The 18,431-nt window shown below is 40.9% G+C and carries 19 protein-coding genes; 14 read left to right on the plus strand and 5 right to left on the minus strand.

Going from position 1 to position 18,431, the window contains the following annotated elements:
* Nucleotides 1-12: 12 nt before the first annotated feature.
* Nucleotides 13-1,257, minus strand: a complete 1,245-nt coding sequence (locus J3P37_RS09025) for a glycosyltransferase family 4 protein (RefSeq protein WP_256010779.1) — start codon at nt 1,255-1,257, stop codon at nt 13-15.
* 533 nt (nt 1,258-1,790) lie between these two features.
* Between J3P37_RS09025 and J3P37_RS09030 the strand changes: the two genes are divergently transcribed.
* From J3P37_RS09030 to J3P37_RS09055, 6 genes are all read left to right on the plus strand, one after another.
* On the plus strand, nt 1,791-2,261 hold the full coding sequence (locus J3P37_RS09030; protein WP_256010780.1) for a hypothetical protein: 471 nt from the start codon (nt 1,791-1,793) through the stop codon (nt 2,259-2,261).
* A complete protein-coding gene (locus J3P37_RS09035) occupies nt 2,213-3,205 on the plus strand; it encodes an MAC/perforin domain-containing protein (protein WP_500793324.1) in 993 nt (330 codons plus the stop codon). Before J3P37_RS09030 ends, J3P37_RS09035 begins: the two co-directional genes overlap by 49 nt.
* 149 nt (nt 3,206-3,354) lie before the next feature.
* On the plus strand, nt 3,355-3,687 hold the full coding sequence (locus tag J3P37_RS09040; RefSeq protein WP_256010781.1) for a hypothetical protein: 333 nt from the start codon (nt 3,355-3,357) through the stop codon (nt 3,685-3,687).
* Between the two features lie 799 nt (nt 3,688-4,486).
* Nucleotides 4,487-5,629, plus strand: coding sequence for a UDP-galactopyranose mutase (gene glf, locus J3P37_RS09045; protein ID WP_256010782.1), 1,143 nt, complete (start codon nt 4,487-4,489; stop codon nt 5,627-5,629).
* Nucleotides 5,630-5,841: 212 nt separating this feature from the next.
* A complete protein-coding gene (locus tag J3P37_RS09050; RefSeq protein WP_256010783.1) occupies nt 5,842-6,231 on the plus strand; it encodes an AAA family ATPase in 390 nt (129 codons plus the stop codon).
* Nucleotides 6,232-6,254: 23 nt separating this feature from the next.
* Entirely contained in the window at nt 6,255-6,770 is a 516-nt protein-coding gene (locus tag J3P37_RS09055; protein ID WP_256010785.1) for a DUF4143 domain-containing protein, read from the plus strand.
* Between the two features lie 121 nt (nt 6,771-6,891).
* Here J3P37_RS09055 and kduI read toward each other — a convergent pair whose 3' ends face one another.
* Both kduI and kduD read right to left on the minus strand, forming a co-directional pair.
* Complete coding sequence (gene kduI, locus J3P37_RS09060; protein WP_256010786.1) at nt 6,892-7,728, minus strand: 5-dehydro-4-deoxy-D-glucuronate isomerase; 837 nt, start codon at nt 7,726-7,728, stop codon at nt 6,892-6,894.
* A gap of 22 nt (nt 7,729-7,750) precedes the next feature.
* Nucleotides 7,751-8,521, minus strand: coding sequence for a 2-dehydro-3-deoxy-D-gluconate 5-dehydrogenase KduD (gene kduD, locus J3P37_RS09065; RefSeq protein ID WP_256010787.1), 771 nt, complete (start codon nt 8,519-8,521; stop codon nt 7,751-7,753).
* A gap of 191 nt (nt 8,522-8,712) precedes the next feature.
* On the opposite strand from kduD, the gene J3P37_RS09070 reads away from it, so the two are divergent.
* Nucleotides 8,713-9,501, plus strand: coding sequence for a gluconate 5-dehydrogenase (locus J3P37_RS09070; RefSeq protein ID WP_256010788.1), 789 nt, complete (start codon nt 8,713-8,715; stop codon nt 9,499-9,501).
* Between the two features lie 206 nt (nt 9,502-9,707).
* Here the strand turns inward: J3P37_RS09070 and carB are convergent, their stop codons facing one another.
* Nucleotides 9,708-12,524, minus strand: a complete 2,817-nt coding sequence (gene carB / locus J3P37_RS09075) for a carbamoyl-phosphate synthase large subunit (RefSeq protein WP_256010789.1) — start codon at nt 12,522-12,524, stop codon at nt 9,708-9,710.
* Nucleotides 12,525-12,747: 223 nt separating this feature from the next.
* Here carB and J3P37_RS09080 point away from each other — a divergent pair, with 223 nt between their 5' ends.
* The 4 genes from J3P37_RS09080 to J3P37_RS09095 all read left to right on the plus strand — a co-directional run bounded on the left by J3P37_RS09080 (nt 12,748) and on the right by J3P37_RS09095 (nt 15,501).
* Nucleotides 12,748-13,269 carry a hypothetical protein gene (locus J3P37_RS09080; protein WP_256010790.1) on the plus strand — a complete coding sequence of 174 codons (522 nt, stop codon included), beginning with the start codon at nt 12,748-12,750 and terminating at the stop codon, nt 13,267-13,269.
* A 93-nt stretch (nt 13,270-13,362) separates the two neighbouring features.
* On the plus strand, nt 13,363-13,983 hold the full coding sequence (gene pnuC / locus J3P37_RS09085; protein WP_256010791.1) for a nicotinamide riboside transporter PnuC: 621 nt from the start codon (nt 13,363-13,365) through the stop codon (nt 13,981-13,983).
* On the plus strand, nt 13,959-14,498 hold the full coding sequence (locus tag J3P37_RS09090) for an AAA family ATPase (RefSeq protein WP_256010792.1): 540 nt from the start codon (nt 13,959-13,961) through the stop codon (nt 14,496-14,498). The genes pnuC and J3P37_RS09090 overlap by 25 nt, the downstream gene beginning before the upstream one ends.
* 202 nt (nt 14,499-14,700) lie before the next feature.
* A complete protein-coding gene (locus tag J3P37_RS09095) occupies nt 14,701-15,501 on the plus strand; it encodes a TerC family protein (protein ID WP_256010793.1) in 801 nt (266 codons plus the stop codon).
* Nucleotides 15,502-15,526: 25 nt separating this feature from the next.
* Here J3P37_RS09095 and J3P37_RS09100 read toward each other — a convergent pair whose 3' ends face one another.
* Nucleotides 15,527-16,714, minus strand: coding sequence for a class I SAM-dependent rRNA methyltransferase (locus J3P37_RS09100; RefSeq protein ID WP_256010794.1), 1,188 nt, complete (start codon nt 16,712-16,714; stop codon nt 15,527-15,529).
* Between the two features lie 103 nt (nt 16,715-16,817).
* Here J3P37_RS09100 and J3P37_RS09105 point away from each other — a divergent pair, with 103 nt between their 5' ends.
* From J3P37_RS09105 to J3P37_RS09115, 3 genes are all read left to right on the plus strand, one after another.
* A complete protein-coding gene (locus J3P37_RS09105) occupies nt 16,818-17,153 on the plus strand; it encodes a tRNA-binding protein (protein WP_256010795.1) in 336 nt (111 codons plus the stop codon).
* A gap of 23 nt (nt 17,154-17,176) precedes the next feature.
* Entirely contained in the window at nt 17,177-17,653 is a 477-nt protein-coding gene (locus J3P37_RS09110) for a nucleoside deaminase (protein ID WP_256010796.1), read from the plus strand.
* Between the two features lie 82 nt (nt 17,654-17,735).
* Nucleotides 17,736-18,344 carry a superoxide dismutase gene (locus tag J3P37_RS09115; protein ID WP_256010797.1) on the plus strand — a complete coding sequence of 203 codons (609 nt, stop codon included), beginning with the start codon at nt 17,736-17,738 and terminating at the stop codon, nt 18,342-18,344.
* Nucleotides 18,345-18,431: the final 87 nt, after the last annotated feature.

Consider the following 18,431-nt stretch of genomic DNA (forward strand, 5'->3'; position numbering starts at 1 on the left):
ACTTTATGCTTTCTAAATGAAACTATCTGACTTGAAAAGATTTATGGTCCTGTCAAGGACATTCGAAGCCTTAAATAAGTTACGGCATCTATTTTGATATTCTGCTGTAAGGCTCTTATGCCAAGCTATTGCTTTAGATTCCGCATTCAATGCATTCTTGTCCAAAAACTTGTCCAAAATTAAAAGCTCCAAACTTTTTACAATATCCGAGGCGCTATAGTTATTCAGGACTTTCGCTCGCGCCTTCACCGCTAACCTAGATCTGTATCGGGGATTACTATAGAGAAATTTCAATCCGTCTGATATCGACGACACGGATCGAGAAACAACAAGTCCTGAGATGCCGTTATCAACCAATTCAATTTGTGCATTATCCTTATCGGGAGTACTAACAGTCAGCACTGGAACACCTACTAACATTGCTTCTGCAATCACCATACCGAAACTCTCACCGATATTACTTATCGCCAGAAAGGTATCCATCGCTTTATAATAGGTGAGTAATTGCCTTAGGTCAGATGTAGTCTCCAATATCACCAAACTATCTAAAATATCTAACGCAGCAGCATGATTCAACATCTTTTCAGTCGCTCCAACTAACAAAAATTTGCTTTTAAAATTTCGTTTTAAAAAATGGGCAAATGCATCAAGCGTAATAAGGTCAAACTTGTTATCATCTGCGCGCCCAACTCTGCCAACCACAAATTTTTCGATCAGTCCATACTGTGCTTTGAACTTCTCAACCTCACTATCGTCTGGAATTAAACCTTGTATGTATTCGGTATCAATAGGATTAGGTAAAATTTTTCGCTTGTTGGCAAATATGAGCCCCAGCGAACCATCTACTTGCATACGTCGCACCAAGGTCATTTTGGACACATATAAATCGTAATCAATAACCTCATAAAGTGGTGAATGGTCATATCCGCCAAAAACATTTGTTTGTATAACTAATCGAGGTTTATTGCCTTTAATTACCTCAAAAAGACGTTCGTCCATATCTCCACTTCCATGCCAATGAAGTACGTCCGTTTCCTCTAGGATTTCGGCAAACCTATTAAGATCATCGTGCAGTATCTCAACAACGATTCCCAAATCCTTAATCAACTGGACTCTTTCTCCTCCCTTATGGATTGCCACTACGCAAACACTGAAAATGTCCTTGTCGAAATATTTCGCAAATAATTGAAGTGCATACTCTGTTCCGCCCAAACCAAGCTGGTTAACTGCTTCTACTACTCTTATTTTCCTTTGCATAATTTTATCACATCAACATCCTGTCGAAAGTACGAACTTCAGAAAATCCAATCTTTTCATGAGGACGTACAAACATAAAGATTATAGCGTGATTGATTTAAGAATTCTTATCTGAGCGTGGAGACCATCAATCTTTTTTAAAGGCTTCACGGGCGCACTTCAAGTGTCAGGGGCGTAGTGCACCGTCAGCCCAGAACAAATAGTTACATCCGTTTTTAGTACCTACATGTTCTTAATAGCCACATCTTAACCCCACTCATTTTCAACTTTTTCACTTAACGTTTTGAAATTTAGAACTTTCGCCTGTTAAACAGTCGAATTTTATTTAAACAAAATATTTATCGTTGGTGTAATACTTCAATGGGTTCATGTAAAATTTCAAACATTAACCGAAAGAAATCTTAAGTTAGCCGATAATGCTAGCGAAAGTGTCGAACCGATCATTATACCTGCAATAATTTGAAACGGGTAAATAAAAAACTTACTTGTGATAGTAAAAAGCTTATTATTTCTAACATATCAACAATTTAATTATGAAACAAACCTTATCTTTATTACTCGTCGTAGTACTCCTATGGTCTTGCCAAAAACAGGACAGTGGCCCTACAGAAAGCAAATTGATTAATAACTCATCAAAGAATGGAGTGAGTACAATCAAATCAGACCCGGTGTGGAATCTTTTAGGTTACGGGTATGATGCCGCAGGAGAATTTGCAAGAGCTAGCGCCGCGAAAGGCAAAGTACTTAATATACAAGCCTTAAAAAACGATTTTCCCTCTGCAGTAGAAGTTGACCCGGCAGGATTTCAACAAGGAGTAATCACGGCAGGAAGCAATGCTGTTGACTATTCTAAAGAACTAACCAAAAAAGGGGGCTCGATAGTGATAAATACAAAGCCTTTAAGCTCTCCATTTCTGGATCTAACTCTTCAACTAATAGTTACTCGTCAAAATTCATCTTTGCTTCTTACAATCTTAAAGTTCAAAGAAAACGACTTTACTTAGTATATCCGACAGAGCTGTTGATAAATTATCTTGATCCCCTATTTGCTTCAATGGTTCAAACTCAGTCTGCTCAATACATTGTAAATACCTATGGAACTCACATTCTCGCTGATATATCTTTAGGGGGTGTTTTGGAAGTATTATACCAGGCAGAATCCTATAGTACATTCAGGAAAGATGCGGCTGAAGTAGGTGTACATCTGAGTGTGTTAAAAGTTTTCTCGATTAATGCAGGAAGCAACAAAAGTACATCACTGGCCAACAATAGCTTTTTTCAAACTATTCGATATAAAACAGCCGGAGGAGATCCTTCAGTTGCTGTTTCCGGCTCTATTTCAGTGGACCCGAACGCCACCATTATTCCCATTAATACAACCAATTGGCAAAACAGTTGTACACAAGCAAATGCAGATCTTATTGATTTAAAGCCGTCTAGTCTTATTCCTATATATGATCTAATTGCTGACCCCGTTAAAAAAGCTGCCGTTAAGGATTATGTAGACCAATATCTTATTAATAATGGTGTTACAATATTTGATGAAAAGCCACCGATATATCAGTATTATAGTTCTGGATCAACAGGCTACCAGTACTTTTTAGAAAGTAACAGGGCTAGTTCGTGGTGGGCATATGAAGGCCAACAATTTAATTCAGTGTCTGGAGGCGCTTTAGGTGCAGTTCCTATCTTTGTATACCAGAATGATCAACTCGAAGATTGGATCTATTCACCACTTGACCAAGACCAAATATACTTATCTTACGCAAGTAGCGCTCCATATAACAACAAAGGCCCTCGATTCTTTGGATACACGACACAAAAGCAAGGGACAATCCCATTATACCTGCATTGCAGGCAAAATAATGAGCACTTCTTATCAACCACAAGCTGGTTTCCTAATATGAAATCAACTAAAATTGCCTTTTACGGGTTCCCTATGAATTAGCCTTTCGTTTAAAGCGATGAATTGCATTAAAATTCATCGCTTTTACTTCTTCATAAGAATCTATAGCCGAGTAAGAGACTTTATTGAGGAAAAGGAGATGGTATATACCAAATAGTGCGCCGACTATAAGGGGCTATTATCGGCACGGCTTGAATAACGGCAAGAATTTAGGCATTTCTGATATGACTGCATTCGATAGGTACAAGACAGATATCTCTTCTAATGTTAAGGAAATTTCCGATCCAGGGGATCGATTTTTCTTCGACGGAAATATGAATGATGTGGATATATTCGAAATGGCAGGTGGCTTAAAACGAATTTTTTGGCACGCGAATCTTCCATTTGGAAAAACAAAGGCAGATGGATATTATATAAGGCAGGCACTTCATTTTAAAGGAACAGCCAAAAGGGAAATCCGTAATTATGTTTCTTTAAAAATTAAACTAGAAAAAATCATCAGAACCTTGAGACGCGTATTTTGAAAACCACTGATTACGAATCTGTGAAACTTACCATAGTTTTCAACGGGAGTGTTTTACCAGCTTAACACTACTCAAACACACGAAAACTCTCCCTTCTTTCTTAAACCCCTCAATCAGCCTTTCCATCCGCTCACTCATTTTCGTTCCACTATTCTTTACCACATATCCCGAAAATCCGGACCTCCTTCTCATTCAGATCAGCAGACTCCCATGGGTGAAAATACACATTCAGGTAGCTATCTTTACGCAAAGCTTTTTCGCAGAAACACCTGTACAGCCAAGCGGAAAATTATGAAAGGACAACCAGAATAAAGGGATCCGAAAGAAAGGACTTACAGATGACTGAAATCTGTCGCACCCCCTGCTCATAAAACATTGTCCGCGGCTAATTTTTTTATTATTTCTAATTACTTTTTAATAAGTACGAAAATGGTTATTAGATGTTACAAGAAAGCGAATGACTAACTAAAGTTGCCGAAAATTACCGCCACCTCAAGCGGAGATTAAGCCCACTTCAACCGCACCTTGTCCGCTAGATTGCGCTTAATCTGCAGATTACCTCCGCTTAAGGTCCATATTACGTAAGATCTATCATTAGCCTCTTTAATGCAAGCTTCCTCTTGCTTAGGTACAAAAGAATTACACCCCTCATAAAATTAAGTGCAACAAGCAACTTAGCTACCTCAAACCTGGAACAAATCAATAATACTCCTGATAAAACTAAACCACCGCTTTTTGGTTATATCAATAGTTTCAGCTATTGAGATTTTAAATTTACATCTAACTATTAATCAGATACATGAACATTAACAACTACGACTACCTTATTGTCGGCTCTGGTTTATTCGGAGCCGTTTTTGCGCACGAAGCTACCAAAGCCGGCAAAAAATGCCTGGTAATAGATAAAAGAAAACATGCCGGCGGAAACGTTTATTGCAAAGAAATGGAAGGCATCAATGTGCATTGGTACGGTGCCCATATCTTCCATACTAATGACAAAGAGATTTGGGACTATGTAAACCAGTTCGCTGAGTTTAACAGATATACCAACTCTCCGGTTGCAAATTATAATGGCGAGCTATATAACCTGCCATTTAATATGAACACCTTCTACAAACTTTGGGGAACCAAAACACCTGCAGAAGCTAAACAAAAGATAGCAGAGCAAATAGAAGACCTGCATATCACAGAGCCTAAAAACATGGAAGAACAAGCCTTAAAGCTTGTTGGTACCGACATCTACGAAAAACTTATAAAACACTATACAGAAAAGCAATGGGGCCGCAATGCCACTGAATTGCCGGCCTTTATTATTAAAAGGCTTCCCGTACGGTTCACTTATGATAACAACTATTTCAACGACAAATATCAGGGTATACCTGTGGGCGGCTACAATAAAATAATTGAAGGTTTACTGGAAGGTATTGAAGTACGCCTGGATACTGATTTCTTTGCTAACCGCGAGGAACTTAGCCTGCTGGCTGATAAGATCGTCTTTACTGGAAAGATTGACGAGTACTATAATTACCGGTTTGGCGAGCTGGAATACCGCAGCTTAAAGTTTGAAGTCGAAACACTTGACGAGGAGAATTACCAAGGAAATGCCGTGATCAATTATACTGATCCGGAAACGCCCTACACGAGGATCATTGAGCATAAACACTTTGAATTCGGGACTCAGCCTAAAACTGTGATCACTAAGGAATATTCTTTACAGGCGTCAAAAGGAGTGGAACCTTACTACCCGATTAATGACGAAAAGAATACAGCCATCATAAAAAAATATCAGGATCTGGCTAAAACGGAAACTAATGTAATATTTGGTGGTCGCTTAGCGGAATATCGGTATTATGACATGCACCAGGTTATTGGATCGGCATTGGCAAAGGCTAAGCGCGAACTTGGCACTAATGTCCTCATTAATGACGAAGCACAATTATAATACATAAAAAAGTTCATTTAAAGCACACGCGGCACGCGTGCGATAGCAGGGAAATTCAAAAGGCTTGGATAATCTGATATTCAAGCTTTTTTTGGCAAACAGAAATAAGTTTCTCTGCGGGGAGTTTCCTACCGGGCATCAGTTTTCAAAAATTGTAGTATTTTTGGATTATAATCCCGAAATATTATAATTTTAAAGGAATTGAATCCGAAATGATTACAAGAAGGATCACTGAAGCAATCGAAAACAGGCTGTTTAAAGGTAAAGCTATCTTAATTTTCGGACCCCGGCAGTCGGGAAAATCAACATTGGTAGAATCCATTCTTCAAGACAAGGAACATCTTTATTTAAATGGAGACGATGCTGATGTAAGAGACATTCTTACAAATACTACAGCTGCCAAGTTAAAAGCAATTATCGGAAAGAACAAAATCTTGTTTATTGACGAAGCGCAACGTATACCAAATATCGGCTTAACTCTCAAATTGTTCACCGACCAAATAAAAGATGTGCAGGTAATTGCCACCGGCTCATCCGCTTTTGAACTATCCAGCTATTTGTATAAAGACCTACTAATGCTTGAGCAGGTGAAAAGCCGCTAATCCTGGAAAAGCTACTCAAAGCGTTGGCATTACAACTGGGCTCTGAGATTAGCTATCATGAGATTTCACAAACAATAAGCAGCGACGCAAAAACAGTGGATAAATACATAGATCTGTTAGAAAAGGCATATGTAGCATTTCGTTTGCCGGCTTTTAGCCGAAATGTCAGGAACGAAATTAAAAAGGGTAAGAAAGTGTACTTCTATGATTGCGGAATCCGTAATGCTATCATTAATAACTTCAAGCCTTTGAACTCCAGAACCGATGTGGGCGCTTTGTGGGAAAATTATGTAATATCCGAGCGGATGAAATCCCTCCGTTACCATTCTATTGATATTGATCAGTACTTTTGGCGTACAACGCAGCAACAGGAGATTGATCTGATTGAAGATGATGGGGAAAGCTTGTCTGCTTATGAATTTAAATGGCACAAGAAAGGTAACGTGAAGTTTCCGCAGACTTTTACGGAAAACTACAAGGTTTCTAAAACATCAGTGATTACTCCTGACAACATTGAAGACTTTTTACTGCTTGGGTGATTCTACTGACATAAAAAAGTCCGTTTAAGCACACGCGGCACGCGCTAGCAGGATTATACTGACATACAAAAGCCTCTTCTAGTAAACATGAAGAGGCTTTTGTATTACATATTGAATGTTGTTATCTTAATTCATTAATTGGGAATGTATCCATATCGGTATAAACCAGGTTTTCACCTGCCATTGCCCAGATAAATCCGTAGTTTGAAGTTCCGCCGCCTGAATGGATTGACCATGGCGGAGAGATGATAGCCTGGTGGTTCTGAACAACCAGGTGACGTGTTTCCTGTGGCTGACCCATCATATGGAAAACTACCTGTCCATCAGGTACGTCAAAATAGAAATATGACTCCATCCGGCGGTCGTGAACATGCGAAGGCATAGTGTTCCAAACGCTGCCGGGTTTCAGAATGGTAAGACCCATCACCAATTGACAGCTCTGAATACCTTCTAAGTGGATATATTTATAAACAGTCCGCTCGTTTGCAGTTTCTTTACTACCAATATCTAAAGGGGAGGCATCTTCTTTTTTCATCAAACGATGCGGGTAAGTGTGGTGTGCAGGCACAGAGTATAGGTAAAACTTAGCCGGATTCTCAGCCGAGACACTTTTAAATGTTACTGATTTTGAACCTTTTCCAGCATAAACGGCATCAAGTTTAGAAACCGCATAAACTGTTCCGTCAACCGATACTTCTGCATCTCCGCCTACATTGATCATGCCGATTTCGCGCCTTTCGAGGAAATAGTCTGCACGCAGGTTTTCGTATACCGGAAGTTCAAGCACCTGGTTCACAGGCATCACACTGCCTATAACTGCCCGGTCGTAATGTGAATATGTAAAATTGAACTGATCTGGCTGCATCAAATCTTCAATAAGAAAATTCTCACGAAGCTCTGCAGTATTTAATGCTGCAACTTCCTTAGGACCTTGAGCATAACGCTGATTCATTTTCATAATTTTGTTTTTTGTATTTTACTTATCTACCCATCCAGCCGCCATCAACAGTAAGGATGGTCCCATGAATATAGTCAGAAGCCTTGGAAGCCAGGAACACGATTGGTCCTTTGAAGTCCTCAGGCTCGCCCCAACGACTTGCAGGTATTCTTCCCAATATTGACTTACTGCGTTCCTCATCTGCACGTAAAGCCTCTGTATTGTCGGTCGAGATATATCCTGGAGCTATTGCATTCACATTTACGCCTTTTGATGCCCACTCGTTTGCAAAAGCTTTAACCAGGCTTCCTACTGCGCCTTTACTAGCCGCGTAACCGGGAACATTAATTCCTCCCTGGAAAGTTAAAAGGGATGCCGTGAATATGACTTTACCCGAGCCTTGCTGAATCATTCTGGACCCAATTTCTCTCGTAATGATAAACTGGCTGTTAAGGTTTATATCAATAACCTTGTACCAGTACTCATCAGAATGTTCAGCTGCAGGTTGACGCAAGATCGTCCCTGCGTTATTTACCAAGATGTCAATCCGTTCGTTTTCAGACAAAACCTTTTCTAAAAAGCTTTTTACAGAATCCCGGTTACCGAAATCACACTGATAAGCTTTAAACTTCCTTCCTCTGGAAGTAATTTCTTTTTCTATCTCACTTCCGCTTAAAGCGATGGAGGAAGAAACTCCGATAATATCTGCACCAGCCTCGGCAAGAGCTTCTGCCATAGCTTTGCCTATACCGCGGTTGCAGCCCGTGACAAGCGCAACTTTCCCTTCCAGACTAAATAAAGATTGTGTACCCATAACGTATGCTAATGTAAAATGCGGCGCAAATTAACGTTTATGCTTAAGATTTGGAAGCCTGCCACAGTTATTTCCGGGATAAATATTTTATGATCAGAAAGTTTTAAATAAAAAACAAGTGATGACGAGCGTCATGTTTTTTTCGAAAGACACTATCTACATTGCCTTTCTGAACAAATAACTATATCGCTATGTCACTTTCACTTTTTGATTTAACAGGAAAAAGAGCTCTTATAACGGGGGCAACGCACGGCTTAGGTATGTCTATGGCAACAGGCCTGGCAAACGCCGGAGCACAGATAATAATTAACGATATTTCCGGGGATAAACTGGATTCGGCCATTGAAGAATATGCCAGGAATGGAATTAAAGCAACCGGTTATGTATTTGATGTAACGGACGAATTTATGGTTTCAGAAACAGTGGAAATAATTGAAAAAGAGATCGGGCCAATAGATATCCTGGTGAATAACGCGGGAATAATAAAGCGGATCCCAGTGGTGGATATGGAGGTTAGCGATTGGGAGCAGGTGATCAGAATCGACTTAACAGGACCTTTCATCATGTCAAAACAGGTTGGAAAATATATGATTGAGCGGAAAGCAGGGAAAATCATAAACATCTGCTCTATGATGAGTGAAGTTGGAAGGGAAACCGTTAGTGCATATGCCGCTGCAAAGGGAGGGTTGAAGATGTTCACTAAAAACCTGGCAACTGAATGGGCAAAGTTCAATATACAGGTAAATGGCATTGGACCGGGCTATTTTGCAACCACACAAACAGCCCCTATACGAGTTGACGGGCATCCATTTAATGATTTCATCATTAGCCGCACACCGGCAGAAAGATGGGGAGAGCCTGGGGACCTGCAGGGAGCTACTATATTTTTATCGTCGAAAGCGTCTGATTTTGTAAGTGGACATATTTTATATGTTGATGGAGGTATACTGGCAACTTTAGGAAAAGCAGCCAATGAATAAATAGAACAACTTTAAAGCACACGCGGCATGTGGCCGTTGCACAACATGCCCTAAAAAATCCCATACTGTCCGGAGAGTTCCGAAGGGCTCTCCTTCGGAACTTAAGGACAGACAAAAGCTTAAAAAACGACATTGAGCGTGCGCTAGCAAGGCGGTATCAAAAGCTGTCAAAAGAAAAAGGGCGATCTCTCAATCGCCCTTTGCTTTTATTTTGATAAGTACATTGACTTTTCTTTGTATAACTTAACGAAGTAAGGATCGTGAAGGTCCTTAATGAAACGGATGGCCTCGCCTGTCGATTTCATCTCAGGCCCCAGTTCCTTTTCTACTTCAGGAAACTTGTCAAAAGAAAATACAGGCTCCTTAATTGCATAACCAATCAATTTTCTTTCGATGGTGAAATCCTTAAGCTTGTTTGCACCTAGCATTACTTTAGCGGCGATATTGATATAGGGTACATCGTATGCCTTGGCTATGAAAGGAACTGTTCGTGAAGCTCGTGGATTTGCCTCAATCACGTAAACCTTTTCATCTTTTATAGCAAACTGGATATTTAACAAGCCTCGTACATTAAGAGCTTTGGCTAGTTTCACCGTGTAATCTTCCATCTGGCGGATCACATTATCCGACAAGTTGAACGGAGGCAACACAGCGCTTGAGTCTCCGGAGTGGATACCCGCCGGCTCGATGTGCTCCATTAAACCGACGATGTGAACATCTTCTCCGTCGCAAATAGCATCAGACTCGGCCTCTTCAGCACGATCAAGGAAATGATCGATCAATACCCTGTTTCCTGGAAGATCTCCTAACAGTTTAACAACTGCGTTTTCCAGTTCTGCATCGTTAATAACAATGCTCATCCCTTGTCCGCCTAATACATAGCTAGGGCGGACCAATACAGGATAACCTACTTCCTTTGCCACTACTAAAGCCTCTTCAGCATCAACAGCAACACCATAACGAGGGTAAGGTATATCCAGTTCCTTCAACAAATCTGAGAAGCGACCGCGATCTTCGGCAATATCCATATTGTCGTACGAGGTACCGATAATTTTGATACCTTTCTCATGAAGCTTCTCTGCCATCTTTAATGCAGTTTGCCCACCAAGCTGAACAATTACGCCTTCCGGTTTCTCAAAATCAATGATCTCGCGAACATGTTCCCAAAATACCGGTTCAAAGTATAGTTTGTCAGCCATATTGAAGTCGGTCGATACCGTCTCAGGGTTACAATTAACCATGATTGATTCGTATCCAACCTCTTTAGCAGCCAGTAGGCCATGAACGCAAGAATAATCGAATTCAATTCCTTGTCCAATACGGTTAGGACCTGAACCTAATACTATGATTTTCTTTTTATCGGAAGACACAGACTCATTCTCATCTTCGAAAGTTGAGTAGTAATAAGGGGTTTGTGCCTGGAATTCCGCAGCACAGGTATCCACCATTTTGTATACACGGCGTATTCCCAGTTCTTTTCTGCGGTCATAAACCTCATCTTCTGTAACGTTGCCAAGCAGCCAGGCAATCTGAACATCAGAAAAACCTTTTTGCTTTAATGTATAAAAGAAGTCTTTAGGAATATTATTTAGTGAATAGCGTTTCAGCTCTTGTTCAAGAAGCACCAGTTCCTGAATCTGTACAAGGAACCATTTGTCGATCTTAGTTACCTTCCGGATAGACTCCATTGGTACACCAAGACTCATGGCATCTTTAATCAGGAATAAGCGGTTCCAGCTTGGATGCTCCAAACCTTCCATGATCTCGTCCAGGTTACGGCTTTGTCTGCCGTCAGCACCCAAACCAGAGCGTCCGATTTCAAGACTCTGAGTAGCTTTCTGCAAGGCCTCGATAAAGGTCCGGCCTATGGCCATTACCTCACCTACAGACTTCATCTGCAAGCCTAGCTCCTTATTTGCACCTTTGAACTTATCAAAGTTCCAGCGTGGAACTTTTACAATAACATAATCCAGCGTTGGCTCAAAGTATGCTGATGTTGTTTTCGTGATCTGATTTTCAACCTCATCAAGGTTATAACCGATAGCAAGCTTGGCTGCAATTTTAGCAATTGGGTAACCTGTTGCTTTAGATGCCAATGCTGATGAACGCGACACCCGTGGGTTGATCTCGATGGCAATAATGGCTTCAGTAACAGGGTCTACAGAGAATTGCACGTTACATCCTCCGGCAAAATTACCGATAGCACGCATCATCTTGATCGCCTGATTACGCATATCCTGGTAACAACGATCACTTAGGGTCATCGCAGGAGCCACAGTGATGGAATCCCCTGTATGGATACCCATTGGGTCAAAGTTCTCAATAGAACAAATGATAATTACATTGTCTTTGTTATCACGAAGCAACTCTAGCTCATATTCTTTCCAACCCAATACAGCCTTCTCAACCAGAACCTCATGAGTGGGCGAAGCTTGTAAACCACGGCTTAGAGCTGCATCGAACTCTTCTTTTTTATGAACGAAACCTCCTCCTGAACCACCTAAGGTATAGGATGGACGAATCACTAATGGAAAACCTATTTCTTGAGCAGCTTCTTTACCTTCAAGGAAAGAGTTAGCGATCTTCGACGGCGCAACACCAACGCCTATGTCCACCATCAACTGGCGGAATTCTTCGCGATTCTCGGTTTTTTCTATGGCCGCCACGTCAACTCCGACTACACGCACACCATATTTCACCCAGATCCCGCGTTCTTCTGCCTCTTTACAGAGGTTTAGAGCTGTTTGGCCACCCATGGTTGGTAACACCGCATCAATATGGCGCTCCTGTAAAATCTGCTCAATACTCTCGCATGTTAGCGGAAGAAGATAAACATGATCACCAATAACCTTGTCGGTCATGATGGTGGCTGGATTTGAATTGATGATAGAAACTTCAATTCCTTCGTCTTTTAATGACAAAGCTGCTTGTGAACCAGCATAGTCGAATTCGCAAGCCTGACCGATAATGATTGGTCCTGAACCAATGATCAGGACGGATTTAATGGAAGTATCCTTTGGCATTAGGGTTAAATATTTTTAAAGTTCTAAAGTCGGATGACCTGAAAATCAAGAAGGAAAGTCTTTTTATATAAAAAATCCCGACTTGATTGTCGGGATGCAAAGGTAAGAAAAAATAGCTTTCTACGAATTATGATTTGGAAATTATGCGTTTAGATTAATCTTCTACAAGATTAAAAACTTTTTATGGCATAATACGTTGTTGTGGAACAAATCAGGCACACACATGAAAAAGATAATAATTGGATTTATTGCTGTTGCAGCCCTTGTTGGGTGCAGCACCTTACAATCCATTGTACGGTCCAGCTTGCCTTATACAGCAACTCTAATCGTCCCTGCATCTACCAGCACCGGGAATACACACTCTGCAGTCAGTCCTGCTAGCAGTATGGATCAACTTTTCGGCAGTAATACCAACGCACAGGTGAAGGAAGTAAGAATTGCTTCCGCGAAACTCAGTGCAAGTAATCCCGCAAATCAAAACATAGGAGCCTTTAGTTCTGTTAAGCTTTATCTATCGCGGAGTGATGGTTCGGGAGAAATTCTCGTAGCCTCCAGAACCGATATTGGTTCTTCGGTAGGCAATAACCTTGTGCTGGACATAGATAATTCGCGTTTCGTTGATGACATTATCAAAAGCAATGCTGCGAGAATACGAATGGAATATGTTCTGAGGAATAAACTTACCACTGATGTAAGCCTCAAAGCAAGCTTAGGTTTTTCATCGGTCCCTGCTACGGCCCAATAATTCTAATTTCTCTATATACTAATTGTTTGGTTAATGAACCTTTCTGATATTTCAGAAAGGTTTTTTTATTAGCGGTTGACTACATTTGCACGGATGACTTTTATACAAGCCGGGTTTTTCAACGAGGTACTAACTCAATTTCAGCAAACCAGTACTTTAGAATGGATTGGAGTTAGTACTGCTTTCATCTGTATCTATCTTGCTGCCAAAGAACATATCCTCAACTGGCCGGTTTCGATTATAAGTGCTTCGGTGTATGCTATAGTGTATTATCAGTTCAAGTTATATGGCGATTCTGTCCTACAACTTTATTTTGTTTTCACGGCTGTGTATGGCTGGTACTACTGGATCAAACGGAAACAACATCATGACAAACCTATTGTTAGCTTATCATTAAGAGAATGGGGAATAGTGATCATGGCTATTTCATTACTCACTACAATCTTAAGCCTGTTTCTTGACCACTTCACAAATACCGATGTTCCTTACGTTGATGGGTTCTGCACAGCTATGAGTTTTGTTGCGCAATTTTTGATGACGAGAAAGGTGCTTCAAAACTGGGTGCTTTGGATCATTGTGGATATCTGTTATGTACCCCTTCTTTTATTCAAAGGCCTGGCTTCGACTGCTGTACTCTATGTGGTTCTGGTAGTTTTGGCAACTATTGGTTATATCGACTGGAAAAAAACATGGAAAGCGGCTTCAACGATATAAAAAAAATTGCGGTGGTAGGACCCGAGTCGACAGGTAAATCAACCATTTCGGAACAACTGGCTGCACACTACCGCACGATATGGGTGCCCGAGTTTGCCAGGGGATACTGTGAGCGCCTGACAGAGCCCTGCACCTGGCAGGATGAGATAAATATGTTTCAGGGACAGATAGCGCTCGAAAAACAATTGCTACCTGATGCTAATAGAATTCTGATCTGCGATACTACCTTCATTACTGTTAAAATATGGAGCGATTACACTTTCGGAAAGGCTCCACAGGAAGTACTTGATGAACTACCTAAGCACCCATATGATCTATACCTTTTAATGGACATCGATCTTCCCTGGCAGGACGACCCTTTGAGAGACTTCCCTCATTTAAGGGAATACTTTATGAATATCTGGCATAAAGAACTTCAAGCTCTGAATGCTAATTATACCGTTATTTCAGGCTCAGACGAGCAAAGGCTTCAGAATGCCATCTACACAGTTAATCAATATCTTAACAAAAATTAACATCTGCTTAAGTATGATTTGAGATATATTTGCACAACATAATCTCGGCTGCCAGGATTTAAGGGAGAGAGGATTTATAACAAAAGGCTTTTATCAATAAAGCATACATACGTTCTTTTTAAATTAATGATCAAAACCTTCCGGTAAACGGAGGGTTTTTTGTTTTAAAACTTGTTATAACTTAGTCACATAAAAACACACAATGGAATTCCTTTCAAATCCGGAGATATGGATCTCCCTCATCACGTTAACTGTATTAGAAATAGTATTAGGGATTGATAATATTATTTTCATTTCTATCCTTTCAGGAAAACTCCCACAAGAACAGCAGAAAAAAGCGCGTCAGCTTGGATTAATGCTTGCCATGGGTACACGGGTACTACTACTGCTTTCATTGACCTGGATCATGACTCTAACCGAACCTTTGTTCAACGCAGGCAACTGGATTGGCATAGACAGTGAAAAACTTGCGATATCCGGTCGCGACCTAATCCTGCTGATTGGAGGTTTATTCCTAATATATAAAAGCACCATTGAAATCCATGAAAAGCTTGAAGGGGAAGACCATACGCAGGTAGACCGTAAGGTTCATTCTTTTGCAGGTGTAATCACTCAAATACTAATACTGGATATCGTTTTTTCCCTTGATTCTGTTATTACCGCTGTAGGGATGGCCGATAATATTGGAGTAATGGTTGCGGCTGTGGTGATTGCAGTTGGCGTAATGATGGTATCTGCTAGTGGAATCAGTACATTTGTAAACAAGCATCCTACCGTAAAGATGCTGGCCCTTTCATTTCTATTACTGATTGGTGTATCGCTCTTAGCTGAATCTTTTGAACAACACATCCCGAAAGGGTACATCTATTTTGCAATGGCATTCTCTGTACTGGTAGAAATGCTAAACCTTAAAATGAAAGCCAGCGCTTCAAAACCGGTGCACTTGAAAAATTCCCCTGAGGAACCGTTGAAAGATGAGGAGGTGTCCGGAAAGCACCTTTAACGATCTAAACTGCACATTCGATTTCTCAGCACACGCGGCACAACAAGCCTTTCAGATACTCGCCCTCAGGGAAAGATGCCCTTACCGGATGATCTTCAGGCTGGCAGAACTGGTATATAAATTGAATTTCCTTTCCGGCGTCTAAAGCGGCCCATGCAAGGATCTGCTTGAAATGGGCAATATCAACAGCCCCTGAGCAAGAAAACGTAGCCAGTAACCCTCCACTATTAAGCAGAAGCATCCCTATTCGATTCAGGTCTTTATAGGCCCTTGATGCCTTATCTAGTGTCGACCGGGACGGGGCGTACTTGGGAGGGTCGAGAATAATAATATCAAACTTTTCTCCGCTTTCGCGAAAAGCTCTTAATTGTTTATTGACATCAGACTGTATAGCTGTATGAGGGAGATTAGCGAAGCCATTTAGATTTATATTCTGCTTTAGGGTATCTACAGCCAACGCAGAACTGTCCACACTGGTTACTTCAGCAGCTCCCAAGTTAAGGGCATTCAAGGAGAATCCCCCTGAATACGAAAAACAATCCAACACGCGCTTACCTGCGGCATGCTCAGCCACAATGCGCCTGTTATCACGCTGATCGCAAAAGAATCCCGACTTTTGTCCTTCTGAGATATTAATATGGTACTTAATCCCATTCTCAATCACCTCAACGAATTCAGGAGGAGCCTCGCCAAAGAGGATGCCATGAGATGGTTCCAGGCCTTCATGAGCACGTGCAGAAGCATCACTTCTATCAAAGATTCCTTTCGGGTTTAGCTGATTCTGTAATTCTTCCAAAATAAGCCCCTTGACCTTCTCTATACCCGATGTTAATATCTGCAGGGAAAGGTAATCTGCATAGCGATCAACTATCAGTCCGGGCAAAAAATCAGCCTCACTGAAAACCAACCTGCAGGCATTAGTATGCGGTGATTCCAGAAGGGCTTTTCTCGCGTTTATAGACTGCCGAATGCGGTTTCTCCACCATTCATCGTTGATTTCAACTTCTCTATTCCATTCGAGAACCCTAACCGCTACCCTCGACAGGCTGTTATAAATTCCATAAGCCAGAAACTCGCCTGAGCTGTCAATAACAGTGATCAAGTCCCCATTTTGGGGTTTTCCTTTTGTTGAGTCAATTGCTCCTGAAAAGATCCATGGGTGTAACTGGCGAACGGCTTTCTCTTTTCCTTTTTTTAAACGTACTTCAGGCATAGCATCAAAGGTACAATTCCCATGGGGGTTTTGGAAGTTAAGCTCGGATGCCTTACACGTGATATAGGAATTAAAAATCGAATTAATCCTTTAAATTTGAGCCATGGAAGAGATTAGCTGGACTGAATTTGAAAAAATTGAAATCTGTGCAGGAACCATATTGGACGTACTCGAATTCCCCGAAGCAAGAAAGCCTGCTTATAAGGTGAAAGTTGATTTTGGTGATCTTGGAATCAAATGGAGCAGTGCTCAGATCACTAAACATTATACCAAAGAAGATCTAATAGGCCGCCAGGTGGTAGGAGTTCTAAATTTCCCCAAAAAACAAATTGGAAAATTCATGTCTGAGTTCCTTGTCACAGGCTTTGCCGACGAAAACGGCGAGATAGTGCTGGCTTCGGTTGAAAGGACCGTTCCGAACGGGGCCAGGCTTATTTAAGTCGGCAAAATTGAATAGGATATATGAGATATATAAGCTTTACCGATGAGCCACAAATGGCACCAGACGATTTTTTCATGAATGAGGCTTTAAAGGAAGCACATCTGGCATTGGAACAGGACGAGGTGCCAATCGGAGCGGTGATCGTTTGTAATGGAAAGATCATTGGCCGGGGGCATAATCTGACAGAGCGACTGAACGATGTAACTGCTCATGCCGAGATGCAGGCATTTACTGCAGCCGCTGATTTTCTTGGAGGGAAATATCTTCGTGACTGCACATTATATGTCACAATCGAACCCTGCATAATGTGTGCAGGAGCATCCTACTGGACTCAAATAAGCCGTATTGTTTACGGGGCCCATGATGTTAAACTCGGTTTCCGACGGATCAATCAACGCATTACGCATCCTAAAACAGAAATTGTAAGTGGGATTAAAGAAAATGAATGTGCATCTTTGATCAAAGATTTCTTTGCGAGAAAAAGAAATAAAAGCTGACATATTGCTGAACAATCTTTTTAAGCATAAGTTATCTTTGTACACTAGAATATTTTACCTTATTAACTTAATACTATAAATTATGGCTTTTGAATTACCAGCGTTACCATACGCTACAGATGCTCTTGAACCGCATATCGACAAGGCTACAATGGAAATCCATCATGGAAAACACCACAATGCATACGTTACTAATCTTAACAATGCTATTGCAGGTACTGAAGCTGAAAGCAAAGGATTAGAAGAACTTCTAGCCGAAGTTTCAAAGTATGCTCCTGCTGTTAGAAATAATGGTGGCGGTCATTATAACCACTCTTTGTTCTGGACGGTATTAGGACCAAACGCGGGCGGACAACCTACAGGCGAACTAGCTGAGGCAATCAATGAAGCATTCGGTTCCTTTGAAGACTTCAAAAAGAAATTCAGTGATGCTGGAGCGACTAGATTCGGTTCTGGTTGGGCTTGGTTAAGTGTTGCTGCCGATGGCAAATTGCAGGTTTCTTCGACTCCGAATCAGGATAACCCACTAATGGATGTTGCTGAGGTTAAAGGCACTCCAATCTTAGGCCTTGACGTTTGGGAGCATGCGTATTACTTAAATTATCAAAACCGTCGTCCTGATTATATTGCTGCTTTTTGGAATGCAGTAAATTGGGATGCTGTTGCTGAACGTTACGCCCAAGCAAAGTAATCTTAAAGTAGTCTTAAGAAAAAAACTTTTTGTCTGAAAGTAGTGTATTATAAGAAATACACTACTTTTTTATTTTAAATCTATGAC

This window comes from Desertivirga xinjiangensis, assembly GCF_024436435.1.
GTDB lineage: Bacteria > Bacteroidota > Bacteroidia > Sphingobacteriales > Sphingobacteriaceae > Desertivirga > Desertivirga xinjiangensis.

Excerpts from the sequence above, each read along its gene's own strand:
- J3P37_RS09025 (WP_256010779.1), bottom strand. The coding sequence starts at position 1,257 with ATGCAAAGGAAAATAAGAGTAGTAGAAGCAGTTAACCAGCTTGGTTTG.
- J3P37_RS09030 (WP_256010780.1), top strand. The coding sequence starts at position 1,791 with ATGAAACAAACCTTATCTTTATTACTCGTCGTAGTACTCCTATGGTCT.
- glf (WP_256010782.1), top strand. The coding sequence starts at position 4,487 with ATGAACATTAACAACTACGACTACCTTATTGTCGGCTCTGGTTTATTC.
- J3P37_RS09050 (WP_256010783.1), top strand. The coding sequence starts at position 5,842 with ATGATTACAAGAAGGATCACTGAAGCAATCGAAAACAGGCTGTTTAAA.
- kduI (WP_256010786.1), bottom strand. The coding sequence starts at position 7,728 with ATGAAAATGAATCAGCGTTATGCTCAAGGTCCTAAGGAAGTTGCAGCA.
- kduD (WP_256010787.1), bottom strand. The coding sequence starts at position 8,521 with ATGGGTACACAATCTTTATTTAGTCTGGAAGGGAAAGTTGCGCTTGTC.
- J3P37_RS09070 (WP_256010788.1), top strand. The coding sequence starts at position 8,713 with ATGTCACTTTCACTTTTTGATTTAACAGGAAAAAGAGCTCTTATAACG.
- carB (WP_256010789.1), bottom strand. The coding sequence starts at position 12,524 with ATGCCAAAGGATACTTCCATTAAATCCGTCCTGATCATTGGTTCAGGA.
- J3P37_RS09080 (WP_256010790.1), top strand. The coding sequence starts at position 12,748 with ATGAAAAAGATAATAATTGGATTTATTGCTGTTGCAGCCCTTGTTGGG.
- pnuC (WP_256010791.1), top strand. The coding sequence starts at position 13,363 with ATGACTTTTATACAAGCCGGGTTTTTCAACGAGGTACTAACTCAATTT.
- J3P37_RS09090 (WP_256010792.1), top strand. The coding sequence starts at position 13,959 with ATGGAAAGCGGCTTCAACGATATAAAAAAAATTGCGGTGGTAGGACCC.
- J3P37_RS09095 (WP_256010793.1), top strand. The coding sequence starts at position 14,701 with ATGGAATTCCTTTCAAATCCGGAGATATGGATCTCCCTCATCACGTTA.
- J3P37_RS09100 (WP_256010794.1), bottom strand. The coding sequence starts at position 16,714 with ATGCCTGAAGTACGTTTAAAAAAAGGAAAAGAGAAAGCCGTTCGCCAG.
- J3P37_RS09105 (WP_256010795.1), top strand. The coding sequence starts at position 16,818 with ATGGAAGAGATTAGCTGGACTGAATTTGAAAAAATTGAAATCTGTGCA.
- J3P37_RS09110 (WP_256010796.1), top strand. The coding sequence starts at position 17,177 with ATGAGATATATAAGCTTTACCGATGAGCCACAAATGGCACCAGACGAT.
- J3P37_RS09115 (WP_256010797.1), top strand. The coding sequence starts at position 17,736 with ATGGCTTTTGAATTACCAGCGTTACCATACGCTACAGATGCTCTTGAA.